A 12,032-nucleotide genomic window follows, 5' to 3' on the forward strand; every position below is an offset into this window, starting at 1 on the left:
AAAAAGCAGTTACGCTGTGTCAGCGAATTGTGACAGATATAGAATGCATGGAGAAGCATATGTTAAGCAAAGGCGAACAGGCTCAAACTAAATGGGGTGGAGCCAATGATAGCATTGACCAATGGTTAGCCGAGCGCCAAGACTTACTGATTAATTATTGTAAGATGGCGGGTTTGCCACCTTACGAGCAAGAACGTAAAGAACTGCCCGATATTACCGCTATTCGGGAATTTTGCGGCCAGTTAGTTGACTATGTATCCAGCGGCCACTTTGAAATTTACGGGCAGCTTATCAAAGCTGCGCGGGATAACGGTGCCTCACTGTCCATGGATAACCTGATGGAAGGTTTATTCCCGTTAATTTCTGACACCACTGATATTGCCTTAGACTTTAACGATAACTATGGCGAAATTGAGAGTGTTGAACGGCTGGAGCAATTTGACCGCAACTTATCGGCATTAGGTGAAGCGCTGGAATTACGGATGGAGTTTGAAGACCAGCTGCTTAATCACTTGCACGAAGATAAGCTGCTGGGGCAATAAAAAAGCCGGCTTTAATGCCGGCTTTTAATCTTTCTCTGTTTTATTTAGTTGCTGTTTTCAGAACCTGCGGTTGCATCAGCATCGTTACCTTCATCATTTTTGACGTCCAGTAGCTCAACCGTAAAAATCAGCGTCGAGTTAGGCGGAATTTGACCACCACCCACTTCGCGGTCACCATAGGCCAACTCAGCAGGAATGACAAAACGATACTTGCCGCCTTCGCTCATTAACTGCAGACCTTCGGTCCAGCCAGGAATCACACGGTTAAGTGGAAATACCGTAGGTTCGCCACGCTCGTATGAACTGTCAAAGACTTCGCCGTTAACCAGTGTCCCTTCATAATGCACTTCAACAGTATCGGTTTCCGCCGGGCTGACACCCGACCCTTCTTCCAGTACTTCATACTGAAGTCCTGACTCAGTTACTGTTACCCCTTCTTTACTGGCATTTTCTTCTTGAAAAGCCTGGCCTTGCTCAGCGGCTTTACTGCCCAGAACATTTTGACGTTGCTCCATTACTGTCGACCGTAAATCATTCAGTAACGTTTCGGCTTCCTCTTCTGACAGTTTTACTTCGCCTTTAACCGCATCAACAAAGCCGGCAATGACCGTATTACGATCAAGCATAACGTCAGCTTCTTCCTGTTGGTCAAGGTTGCGGCCGACAAAGCGACCCACCGATGAGCCCAGCGCATACGCTTGTTTTTGTTCTTCGGTTTTCAGCTCATCCTGACTAACAGGATATTGCTCTTGCTGAGAGCAGGCAGCTAACGCTAAAGTCAAAGCCGATAGTGCTATAGGCTTAATCATACGATTCATATTTTTCTCCAATTTACATCCCGTTGTGCAACGGACTATGCCATAATTCAATAATGAGGTCAGTACCATACTACACAACCAGAGGAGGCTTGCCCATGACTTTTCGTGACAAACTCGGCCTGTCTTTGGTGCCTGTGCTGCTGCTTTTATCTGGCTGCAACCCGGCTCCCGATATCGTGCATAAAAAGCTTCATGCCGAGCAGGGAACCTACGTTGCAGATATCTCTGAGACCGGCGCCTTTAGTGTGGTATCCACCAATGATAACGGCATCTTACTGTGGCCTCGGTATGCCAATAACGCCAAATACTCCTGGCGCCACGACGACGAAACCTCACAGGTTATCGCCGTAGATATCAGCCCCGACGGCACTGTAGTCGCTACGGCTACACGCTTTGAGTTTGCCCTATGGGACGCTACAGCCGGAGATAACCTGGGCTTTTGGAAGATTGGTAGTGGCGGTATTCAGGATGTTGCAGTCAGTAATGAAGGCTCGGTTTTGATCCTTGGTAAACGCGACGGCACTCAGATAGCCTTTAGTCCTGATTCTGGTCGGCGGCTGGAATTTTATGGCCACACCGAGCGCGTCAACTCGGTGGAAGTGTCAGCCAATGGTTTTTATGTTCTAAGTGGCAGTAATGACGCTTCAGCCATTTTATGGGATACCCGCAGTGGACAAATTGTTCACCGCTGGCAGCATAAAAACCGGGTAACGCAGATTGCTCTGCACCCCGAAGCAAAATATGTTTTTACTTCCGGCAGCACCGATAACGCCAAAATATGGCGTTTACCCGACGGCAAAGAACACAGCCGGCTAAAATTCATCGATCGCCAGCGCATTTTCAGTAGCGCCCGCTTCAGCGCCAGTGGCGACACCTTGCTAACCGGCTCGCCCTCGCGTCGTATCAATTTATGGGATACACAAAGCGGAGAGTCAATAAGACACTGGAATGTTGGTTTAGTGGACGACCGTAATCCGAATAGTGCGGTAGTGTTGTCGCTACATTATTACGACAACGATAATATTGTCTTTAGTGAAAGCTCGGCCGGTCTGGCAGAATGGTGGCAATTGCCCGCTGACTGGAACCAAGAATAATGAAAGATACGACCACCTTAATCCAACGTATTGACGACCTGGAAGCAAAAATAGCCTTTCAGGAAGATACTATCGACTCGCTAAACCAGTTGGTTACACAACAATCGGGTGAGCTTGCTACCATTCAGGAGCAATTACGCTGGCTGGGTCGTAAGTTTAATCAGCTACAGCAACAAACCGAGGGGCCTGACAGTGATCCCGCTCAAGAGCCACCACCGCCCCATTATTGAAACCGCTCAGTGGCTAGGGTATAAAGGTCGTTCACATTTTTTTAACGAGCGTTTATGTCTGCTAAACACCCAATTATTGCGGTAACCGGCTCGTCCGGAGCCGGCACCACCACCACCGGCCAGGCACTGAGACATATTTTTCGGTCGCTTGGTGTAACCGCCGCTTTTGTCGAAGGGGATAGTTTTCATCGCTATTCCCGTCCCGAAATGGACGTAGAAATCCGCAAGGCGCAGGAGCTTGGTAAGCACATCAGTTACTTTGGCGCTGAAGCAAACAACTTCGAAGCTTTGCAGCAGCTATTTCAGGAATATGGGCAGAGCGGCCAGGGTCAGGTGCGGCGTTACCTGCACAGCTTTGATGATGCGGTGCCCTATAACCAGATGCCCGGTACATTTACCCCCTGGGAAAACCTGCCTGACAATACTGACGCGCTTTTTTACGAAGGATTACACGGTGGAGTTTCCGGGGCTAACTATGATGTTGCCCAGTACGTTGACTTATTGATTGGTATGGTACCTATCGTTAACCTGGAATGGATACAAAAGCTGATCCGGGACACCCAGGACCGTGGCCACTCTCGTGAGGCCGTCACCACCAGTATTGTGCGCAGTATGGAAGACTATATCCATCATATTGTCCCGCAATTTTCCCGCACTCACATAAACTTTCAGCGGGTACCGACCGTTGACACCTCTAATCCGTTTAGTGCAAAAGATATCCCGTCATTAGATGAAAGTTTTGTGGTGATTCGTTTCAGAGGCATTAAAAACGTAGACTTTTCGTACTATTTACAGATGATTGACGGCTCATTCATGTCACGCACCAACACCTTAGTCGTGCCGGGCGGAAAAATGGCGCTGGCTATGGAGCTTATTCTGACGCCATTGATTGAACAGATTATTGAACGGAAACTGAAAGCCAGAACCCAATTAGACTGGATTAGCTCTAAGTAGCTTTCAGCCCTCTTCAACCAGCCAGCGATAATGGCTTTCTGCACCCGCACTTTGGGCTAACTGGTCACGCAAATAAGCGAGCAGTTGATCTAACTCGTTAACCAGTCCAAAGGGGGGGTTAACCCAGACAAAACCACATCCATGTAAGCCTTTGCCACCATCGGTCGAACGGATCATGAGTTCGATAACTAAAGTCTTTGGGATATCATTAATTGCCGCGACATCGCGATGGAAGGCAGCGATTTTTACCGTATCCTTAATAGGATACCAGACTGCATAGCTGCCGGTTTGCCAACGCTTCAGGCCTTTTGTTAAGGCAGTCACAACCTGATCAAACTCATCCAGTTGTTCAAACGGCGGATCAATCAGCACTAAACCACGTTTTTCAGGCGGTGGTAGTAAAGCAGACACCGCCTGATAACCATTTTGCGGGGCCAATACTTGTACAGAACATTCGGACGCTGCAGAGACAATGTTGTGTTTTAATGTTTCGCCGTCCTGGCTATGAAGCTCACAAACAATGAGCCGATCCTGCGCTCTCATTAAGCTACCGGACAACCATGGCGAGCCTGGATAGTAGCGTACTTCGTCAGTCTCATTTAATTGCCGGATCACCTGCAAATAATCATCGGTAAATTCAGGCGCGTCAGAGTCTCGAAAAAGCTGGCTGATACCCTGCTCATACTCTCCAGTCTTATTAGCCTGTTCCTCTGTCAAGTCATAGCGACCGATGCCGCCATGGGTATCCAGCATAAAATAGGGCTTCTGTTTTTTATTCAGATAGCCTAAAGCCCGGCTTAAGAGCAGATGCTTAAACACATCGGCAAAATTACCGGCGTGGTAAATGTGCCGATAGTTCACGCTGTTTTAATCGTATAACTGTGCTGCATTTCAACACTGGCTTCGAGCATTTTTGCTACTGAGCAGTATTTTTCAGCTGAAAGTTGCACGGCCCGCTGCACATGCTGTTCCGCAACGTTATGACCTGTCACAATAAACTGCAGGTGAATCGACTTGAACACGTTAGGTATACCGCCCACTCGTTCAGCACTTACCTGGCACTCACACTGGACCACCTGCTGCCGCGCTTTCTCCAGAATGTTTACTACATCCACTGAAGCACAGCTGCCGGCTGCCATTAAGACCATCTCCATCGGACTGGGCGCGGTGCCTGGCGCGTTACCGTCAAGGACAGTCTGATGCCCGCTCCCCGACTCTGCCACAAAGGTTAAGCCATCAATCCATTTGACGGACGCAGTCAGTGTATTCTCAGACATAATATTCCTTATTGATTGAGTTTCTCGTCAAACAGGTTTTTAACCAGGCCAACAAACTCTTTCACAAACTCTTCCTGGCTAGCGGTCGGGTGATTATTCAGGACCGAAGATAAGACTTCTTCAAGATCGTACATAATGGCATCCGCTTCCCGCACAATATTGAGGCGCGTCTCCTGGCTCAGTTGATTTTGCTCAAATACAGCCATAATGCTCTCCCCGAGCTTCTCTTCAAGCAGCTCGCGAAGTGTGTAATCTGCGGTATGAGCAGTACCCGTATTTTGAGAAAATAGGGGGAGCTGGCCAGTCAAATACTGAACCAGCTCCAGATAACCATCAGTGTCAACAATCATAAAAGCTCAACTTAAAATGTTAGCCCCGGGGCCAATGTTTCCGGTAATGACATACTATCAGCTTCGACTGATGCCACCGGGTAAGAACAGTAATCGGCCGCATAATAAGCGCTGGCGCGGTGGTTACCACTGGCACCAATACCGCCAAAGGGTGCTGCACTGCTGGCTCCGGTAATTGGCTTGTTCCAGTTTACAATTCCTGCTCTTATGTGCTTGAAAAAGTGGCGATAAGTCGCTTCATCGTCACACAAAATACCGGCGGACAGACCAAACTCGGTATTGTTAGCCTCTTTAATGGCCTCATCCAATTCTTTAAAACGGTACACTTTCAGCAGCGGTCCGAAGTACTCTTCATCAGGAACTTCGTCTATCTTGCTAACGTCGACAATACCCGGGCTGACAAAACCTTTTTTCGGATCTTCCTGCACCAGTCGTACCAGTGATGTGCCACCTAAGCGCAACAGTTCATTCTGGGCATCGACCATTCCGGTTGCAGCTTTAGCTGAAATCATGGCACCCATAAACGGTTGCGGGTCTGCTTCATAGTCATCCACGGCAATTTTCTTAGTCACCTCGACCAGCCGATCCAAGACTGCCTGACCTCGTGGGGTGTCTTCAATAAATAACCGGCGCGCACAGGTGCAACGCTGCCCTGAGGTAATATAAGCCGATTGCACAATATTGTGTACCGCCGCATCAACATCAGCCACATCCGTAACAATCAGTGGGTTGTTGCCCCCCATCTCAAGAGCGAGTATTTTATCCGGCCGGCCACCAAACTGTTTATGCAGCAAATGGCCAGTATTCGAAGAGCCGGTGAAATACAGCCCGTCAAGCTGCGGGTGAACAGACAAAGCCTTACCCGTTTCCACTTCGCCCTGTAGTAAATTCAATACACCGTCGGGAATACCAGCTTTTTGCCATAGTTTAACGGTAAACTCAGCGACTTTAGGCGTTAGTTCTGACGGTTTAAAAACAACGGTATTACCGGCAATCAGTGCCGGTACAATATGACCATTCGGCAGATGTCCGGGAAAATTGTACGGGCCATAAACAGCAACAACGCCATGGGGTTTGTGACGTACAAAAGCTTTTGCTCCCGGCATTGGATTTTCCACCGTGCCGGTGCGTTCGTGATAGGCTCGCTCCGAGATAGCAACTTTACCAACCATAGCACCAACTTCCGTGCGGGTTTCCCAAAGCGGCTTGCCCGTCTCTTCTGCTATGACAAAAGCAAGCTCCTCTTTATTTTCTTCCAGCAGTTTTGAGAAACGCTGGCAAATGGCCAATCGTTCGTTAAAGTCGGTCTGAGACCATTGCGGAAAAGCTTTTCGGGCGGCCAGAACCGCTGCTTCAACTTGTTCATCATCGGCCGCCGCACCTTCCCAAACCGGCTCGTTACGAGCGGGATCAATGGACTTAAAAAGTTTACCGTTACCGGCTGACCAGCAACCCTGAATAAATTGTACACTGGAACTCATTAACTGATCTCCTGTTACAAAGCGACAACACGGGCGTTGTCGCCTGATTCTAAATGTAAATGGCGAGCCTGATCTGCAGTCAGCCATAGTTCATCTGACTGTGCGTTCAGGGCCACTTGTGATGCGCGAAATTTACTCAGCTGAGTATTGCAGACAATATGCGGCTCGGCTGCCTGGGCATCGACTTTAGCGGTGATCCGAACCGGTAGCAAGCGACTGTTGCGTACGCTATGTAAATTGCACACTTCGGCTTCTACGGTTGGTCCTGCATCAAAAATATCAACAAACCCACGCCGCCGAAAGCCCTCAGATTCCAATAAGCGCAGCGCCGGCCGGGTGTTGTCGTGAACTTTTCCGATGACCGCCCGGGCTTGTTCGGATAATAAACACGTATAGATGGGAAAGCGTGGCATTAATTCAGCAATGAATGTCTTTTCGCCAATACCGCTTAAATAGTCGGCCTTGGGGAAATCCACCGAAAAAAAGTGCTGTTGTAACCACTGCCAGAAGGGCGATTCGCCATTCTCGTCGGAAACACCGCGCATTTCCGCTATCACCCAGTCGCTAAAGCGCTGTTTAAACTGAGCCAGAAATAACATCCGGAAACGCGACAAGGTCCTGCCGTTCATATTTTGGCGGTAAGGTTCGCGTAAAAATAGCGTACAAAGCTCTGAAACCCCTGTGTAGTCATTACAAAGGGTCAAAGTTTCGAGCGCATTATAGACATTCAGCTGCTCCGAGTGGTGGACCACTTTGCCTAGTCGGTAATGCCAAAAAGACTCGGATAAACCCACCGCCGCTTCGATACCACTTACTCCGGCTATCTCACCCGTATCCGTATCTTCCATAACGAACAGGTAACTTTCATTACCCGGACGTTCTATATCCTGTTTGGTAAACGCCGCCTTAGCATTGGTGATACGGCGCTCAAGCAGACTCTGGTCGACAGGCAAAGAGGTAAAGCCGTGGCCCGACTCGACTGCACAGTCGTACAGGCCGGGATAGTCTGATGACTCAATAGGTCGAATCAGCAACATAGTCGCTTCCTTTTATTGCGCGACAACTTGTGCCACAGCTTTTTCCAGACGCTGCAAACCTTCTTTGACATCATCTTCGGGAATAATAAGTGAGGGAGTAAAGCGCAGCACGTTAGCACCGGCAATCAGTACCATCACACCATGCTCCTGACCCGCCAGCATGAAATCTTTGGCCCGACCGGCATATGAATCACTGAGCTCTGCACCAATCAGGCAGCCCTTACCGCGAACTTCTTTAAATACGCCGTAACGCTCACCGATAGCATTCAGCTGTTCTTTCAGCCATTGCTCACGCGATTTAACTCCATCCAGCACTTCCTTTGTGTTAACAAAGTTCAGGACTGCTTCAGAAACGGCACAGGCCAGTGGGTTTCCGCCATAGGTGCTGCCATGTGTTCCGGGTTTTAAATGCGCTGCAACCGCCTCAGTAGCCAGCATCGCCCCAATAGGGAAACCGCCGCCCAGAGATTTTGCGGTAGTGAGGATATCGGGCATCACATCAAACTGTTCATAAGCGTACAGGGTGCCTGTGCGGCCAAAGCCTGTCTGCACCTCATCAAAAATAAGTAATGCCTGGTGTTGATCACAAAGTTCACGCACTTGCTTAACAAAGTCGGCATCAGGCGGAACAACACCACCTTCACCCTGTAATGGCTCCATCATAACAGCACAGGTTTTGTCCGAGATAAGTTCTCGTAAAGCGTCAATATCATTATATGGTACGTGCTCGATACCACCGGGCTTTGGACCAAAACCCTCAGAATATGCTGGTTGCCCGCCAACCGTCACGGTAAAGAACGTGCGGCCGTGAAAGCCCTTACTAAACGCTATAATTTGCTGCTTATCTTCATTATGTTCTTCCAATGCCCAGCGACGCGCCAATTTCAATGCCGCCTCGTTTGCCTCGGCACCCGAGTTTGCAAAGTAAACACGGTCAGCAAAGGTTGTCTCGACCAGCCGCTTAGCCAGGCGAATAGCAGGCTCATTAGTAAAAACATTACTCAAATGCCAAAGCTTCTCACTTTGCTGCTTTAAAGCAGAAACCATAACAGGATGGCAATGGCCCAGACAGTTAACCGCAATACCCCCGGCAAAATCGATATATTCTTTACCCTGCTGATCCCAGACTCGTGAGCCTTCGCCTTTAACCGGGATCATTTGGGCCGGGTTGTAGTTAGGAACCATCACGTCATTAAACGTTTCACGGGTTACCGTCTGTGTATTTTGATTATCTGCCATTGCTCAGTTCCTTATCGCTAATGCGAATTAATTTGATAAGAGTCATGGTTAATTAAGGTGTCGCTATTATGCCAAAAATAGCCGCATTTGTCTGTTTTAATTAGCAGGCGGGCCAGATAGGACGCGGCTTTGCTAGACTTTCATAAGAACCGAATAAGTATTCTTAATGCGCCATTACAGGCGCATTAATAGTCATAAAAGGCAACTCAAGTCCACTATTGGGGAACGACTATTTTAGGTCGCTTTAAGTTAAGATTATTAAGTTTTGCAACCAAAGAGGCATCGATACCGTGTTTTTTCAGCAATTGCGAACCTTCTTCAACGGACGCAAGCTCAACATCTCTTAACAAACGGTATTCACAAAATGTGTTTGCCTGATCAAGGGCTTTGGCATACGGGGTTAAGTCATCCAGCGACTTCGACTGGGTAAAGCTTAGCAAGTGCTCACTTACAGGAACTCGCTGTAAACCCCAACCCTCGGCCACTAAATAGCTGACTTTCCTGTCTTGCTCCAGCATTAAGTTACGCAAGAACCGTTCATCCGGTTGTAATTTGACTAACGCATTATGTTTATCCGCCTGGCTATCCTTCATACTCTTAATCGCCAGTTCCCGTTGGACATCATCAAAGACCCGCAGATACACTTTGGTCAGAGCTATTTTGCCTAACTCGTGGAACATACCGATGGTGTACGCTAAAACCGGATCCTTTAATTGACGGATAGTGGCAATTTCATGGGCCAGGATGGCTGTACCCAGGCTATGCTCCCAAATTTTACGCCGGAATAGAGTAAACGGCTGAGTCGACGGCGGTAACCAATTCTGCATGATGTACGCAGGCGCCAGGGTACGGAGATTTTCGCTTCCCATAAAGCTCATGGCAGTACGCAGACTTTCTAGCTTTACCTGTTTCTGTTTACGCCGCTTATCAATAAACGGGGGTTGGTTAACCGTTCGGATAACACCGGTATGAAACCACTCCATGCCTTGCACAATTTCCTCGATGCGCTTCATCGAGGCGGCTTTAGTACTCAGGATATCCAATAGCTCGGGCAGCCGCTCGGGCAAAGGAATCAGCCGTTCACGCACATAAGCAGGGTCTTGAATACGCTCCAGAATGCGATAATAAATGGCTTCGTGCAGCTCATCAGAAACTCGATCCAGATAACGCTGGCGGGCCTTCTTCATACGCTCCCGTTCATCGTAATTAATTTGCTCGACCTGCAACAAACGGCGCTTCTGCTCCTGCTGTTCGACCTCGCGACCTTCATCTTTATCACGACTTTTTCGGGCAAAGGGAAAGCTGATCAAATAATTTATGAATCGCTTTTCCAGGCGAAGTGCGGGATCTTGGCTTCCACCCTCTGTCGATACTGCAAAAAAATCGTACATCAGTACTCCGCGCAATTAGTATTTAGATAACCGAAAGAAAATTTTGTAACAACTGATGACCCTGTTTGGTCATCACCGATTCAGGATGAAACTGAACCCCAAAAACTGGCCAGGTCTGGTGCCGGATAGCCATGATCTCGTAACCAAATTCTGCACTCTCCACCCAGCTGTCTACCACAAACTCGGGAGCTAACGATTCCGGTTCAATGATCAGCGAATGGTAGCGGGTAACCGTCAACGGCTTTTCCAGCCCGGCAAATAGCCCCTGCCCGTTATGACTTATGTTTGAAATTTTGCCATGCATGACTCGTTTCGCCTGCACCACAAGGCCCCCAAATACCTGGGCTATCGCCTGATGTCCCAGGCAAACCCCCAGAACTGGTACGCGGCCGGCAAAATACTCAATCGCCTGCAGGGAAACCCCGGACTGGTCGGGGGTGCAGGGGCCGGGAGAAATCACCAGCGCCTTAATATTTTTTTGCCTGAGCTCATCAAGACTGACTTGATCATTGCGAAAAACTACAACCTTGGCCCCCAGCTCCGCCAAATAGCGCGCCAGATTGTGCGAAAATGAGTCATAGTTATCAATCAGCGCAATCATCAGCCAGTCACTATCCCGGGTAGGGCACAAACCCCACAGCACGGTATACATTAGCCAGTGTTTCAGCCGCTTGCTTACGAGCTTTATCAGCTCCCTGTTTCATTACGCTTTGTAAAAAGTCCGGGGCATTTCGCATCTCATTGTAACGTTGCTGAATCGGCTCCAGCATGGTCACAACGGCCTCGGCAACGTCCTTCTTTAAGTGTCCATACATTTTGTCTTCATATTGCGGAACCAGGCCCTCAATAGACTGACCGGTTGCTGCTGACAAAATGCTTAACAGGTTAGACACCCCGGGCTTTTCTACCGGGTCAAAGAAAATTCGGGCTTGCTCATCAGAGTCCGTAACCGCCCGCTTAATTTTTTTAGTGATTTTCTTCGGATCTTCTAACAGGCCTACATAGTTATTAGGGTTATCGTCCGACTTGGACATTTTCTTAGCAGGTTCCTGCAGCGACATCACCCGCGCGCCAATTTTCGGTATCATAGGAGCCGGAATTTTGAACACCTCTCCATATAGATTGTTAAAACGCTCGGCTACGTTGCGGGCCAGCTCCAGGTGCTGCTTCTGGTCTTCACCCACAGGCACTTCGTCGGCCTGATAAAGTAAAATGTCTGCTGCCATCAGGGCTGGATAGGTATACAGACCTGCGTTGATGTTACCGGTGTGGCGCTGTGATTTATCTTTAAACTGCGTCATCCGGTTAAGTTCGCCCATTTGCGTATAGCAGTTTAATACCCATGCCAGTTCAGCGTGTTCGGGCACATGCGACTGAATAAATAAGGTACTCAGATCAGGATCAAGGCCACACGCCAGATACAAAGCCAAACCATCTAAGGTTGCTTCAGTCAGCTGCTTAGGTTGCTGACGGACCGTTATAGCGTGTAAATCGACCAACATAAATTTACAGTCATGGGTCTGCTGCATTTTAACCCAGTTGCTGATAGCTCCAATATAATTGCCAACGGATAATTGCCCTGAAGGCTGACATCCACTGAGTACAATGGGTTTTGACAT

General features: G+C 48.6%; 14 protein-coding genes. 4 read left to right on the plus strand and 10 right to left on the minus strand.

Features of this window, described 5'->3' with window-relative positions:
• Nucleotides 1-59 precede the first annotated feature (59 nt).
• Nucleotides 60-542 (plus strand): sigma D regulator, encoded by a 483-nt coding sequence (gene rsd / locus LG288_RS10685; protein WP_404400374.1) that lies wholly within the window; start codon nt 60-62, stop codon nt 540-542.
• A 44-nt stretch (nt 543-586) separates the two neighbouring features.
• Here rsd and fkpA read toward each other — a convergent pair whose 3' ends face one another.
• The gene (gene fkpA, locus LG288_RS10690; RefSeq protein ID WP_404400376.1) at nt 587-1,360 is read right to left on the minus strand and encodes an FKBP-type peptidyl-prolyl cis-trans isomerase; all 774 of its coding nucleotides are present in this window, start codon (nt 1,358-1,360) and stop codon (nt 587-589) included.
• 95 nt (nt 1,361-1,455) lie between these two features.
• On the opposite strand from fkpA, the gene LG288_RS10695 reads away from it, so the two are divergent.
• The 3 genes from LG288_RS10695 to LG288_RS10705 are packed head-to-tail and all read left to right on the plus strand — an operon-like array spanning nt 1,456 to nt 3,638.
• On the plus strand, nt 1,456-2,454 hold the full coding sequence (locus tag LG288_RS10695) for a WD40 repeat domain-containing protein (RefSeq protein WP_404400378.1): 999 nt from the start codon (nt 1,456-1,458) through the stop codon (nt 2,452-2,454).
• Complete coding sequence (locus tag LG288_RS10700; RefSeq protein WP_404400380.1) at nt 2,454-2,684, plus strand: SlyX family protein; 231 nt, start codon at nt 2,454-2,456, stop codon at nt 2,682-2,684. Before LG288_RS10695 ends, LG288_RS10700 begins: the two co-directional genes overlap by 1 nt.
• Nucleotides 2,685-2,738: 54 nt before the next feature.
• Nucleotides 2,739-3,638 (plus strand): phosphoribulokinase, encoded by a 900-nt coding sequence (locus LG288_RS10705; RefSeq protein ID WP_404400382.1) that lies wholly within the window; start codon nt 2,739-2,741, stop codon nt 3,636-3,638.
• A gap of 3 nt (nt 3,639-3,641) precedes the next feature.
• Here the strand turns inward: LG288_RS10705 and LG288_RS10710 are convergent, their stop codons facing one another.
• The 9 genes from LG288_RS10710 to trpS form a co-directional block, all read right to left on the minus strand.
• On the minus strand, nt 3,642-4,499 hold the full coding sequence (locus LG288_RS10710; protein ID WP_404400384.1) for a 23S rRNA (adenine(2030)-N(6))-methyltransferase RlmJ: 858 nt from the start codon (nt 4,497-4,499) through the stop codon (nt 3,642-3,644).
• A complete protein-coding gene (locus LG288_RS10715) occupies nt 4,496-4,915 on the minus strand; it encodes an OsmC family protein (RefSeq protein ID WP_404400386.1) in 420 nt (139 codons plus the stop codon). Before LG288_RS10715 ends, LG288_RS10710 begins: the two co-directional genes overlap by 4 nt.
• Before the next feature lie 8 nt (nt 4,916-4,923).
• Nucleotides 4,924-5,265 carry a DUF3802 family protein gene (locus LG288_RS10720; protein ID WP_404400388.1) on the minus strand — a complete coding sequence of 114 codons (342 nt, stop codon included), beginning with the start codon at nt 5,263-5,265 and terminating at the stop codon, nt 4,924-4,926.
• 11 nt (nt 5,266-5,276) lie between these two features.
• Nucleotides 5,277-6,746, minus strand: coding sequence for a succinylglutamate-semialdehyde dehydrogenase (gene astD / locus LG288_RS10725; protein WP_404400390.1), 1,470 nt, complete (start codon nt 6,744-6,746; stop codon nt 5,277-5,279).
• A gap of 14 nt (nt 6,747-6,760) precedes the next feature.
• A complete protein-coding gene (astA, locus tag LG288_RS10730; RefSeq protein ID WP_404400392.1) occupies nt 6,761-7,783 on the minus strand; it encodes an arginine N-succinyltransferase in 1,023 nt (340 codons plus the stop codon).
• A gap of 12 nt (nt 7,784-7,795) precedes the next feature.
• On the minus strand, nt 7,796-9,022 hold the full coding sequence (locus tag LG288_RS10735) for an aspartate aminotransferase family protein (RefSeq protein ID WP_404400394.1): 1,227 nt from the start codon (nt 9,020-9,022) through the stop codon (nt 7,796-7,798).
• Between the two features lie 215 nt (nt 9,023-9,237).
• Complete coding sequence (locus tag LG288_RS10740; protein ID WP_404400396.1) at nt 9,238-10,413, minus strand: HDOD domain-containing protein; 1,176 nt, start codon at nt 10,411-10,413, stop codon at nt 9,238-9,240.
• Nucleotides 10,414-10,435: 22 nt separating this feature from the next.
• Nucleotides 10,436-11,014, minus strand: coding sequence for an anthranilate synthase component II (locus LG288_RS10745; protein ID WP_404403107.1), 579 nt, complete (start codon nt 11,012-11,014; stop codon nt 10,436-10,438).
• 10 nt (nt 11,015-11,024) lie between these two features.
• Complete coding sequence (gene trpS / locus LG288_RS10750; protein ID WP_404400398.1) at nt 11,025-12,032, minus strand: tryptophan--tRNA ligase; 1,008 nt, start codon at nt 12,030-12,032, stop codon at nt 11,025-11,027.

The organism is Idiomarina seosinensis (genome assembly GCF_044797955.1).
GTDB lineage: Bacteria > Pseudomonadota > Gammaproteobacteria > Enterobacterales > Alteromonadaceae > Idiomarina > Idiomarina seosinensis_A.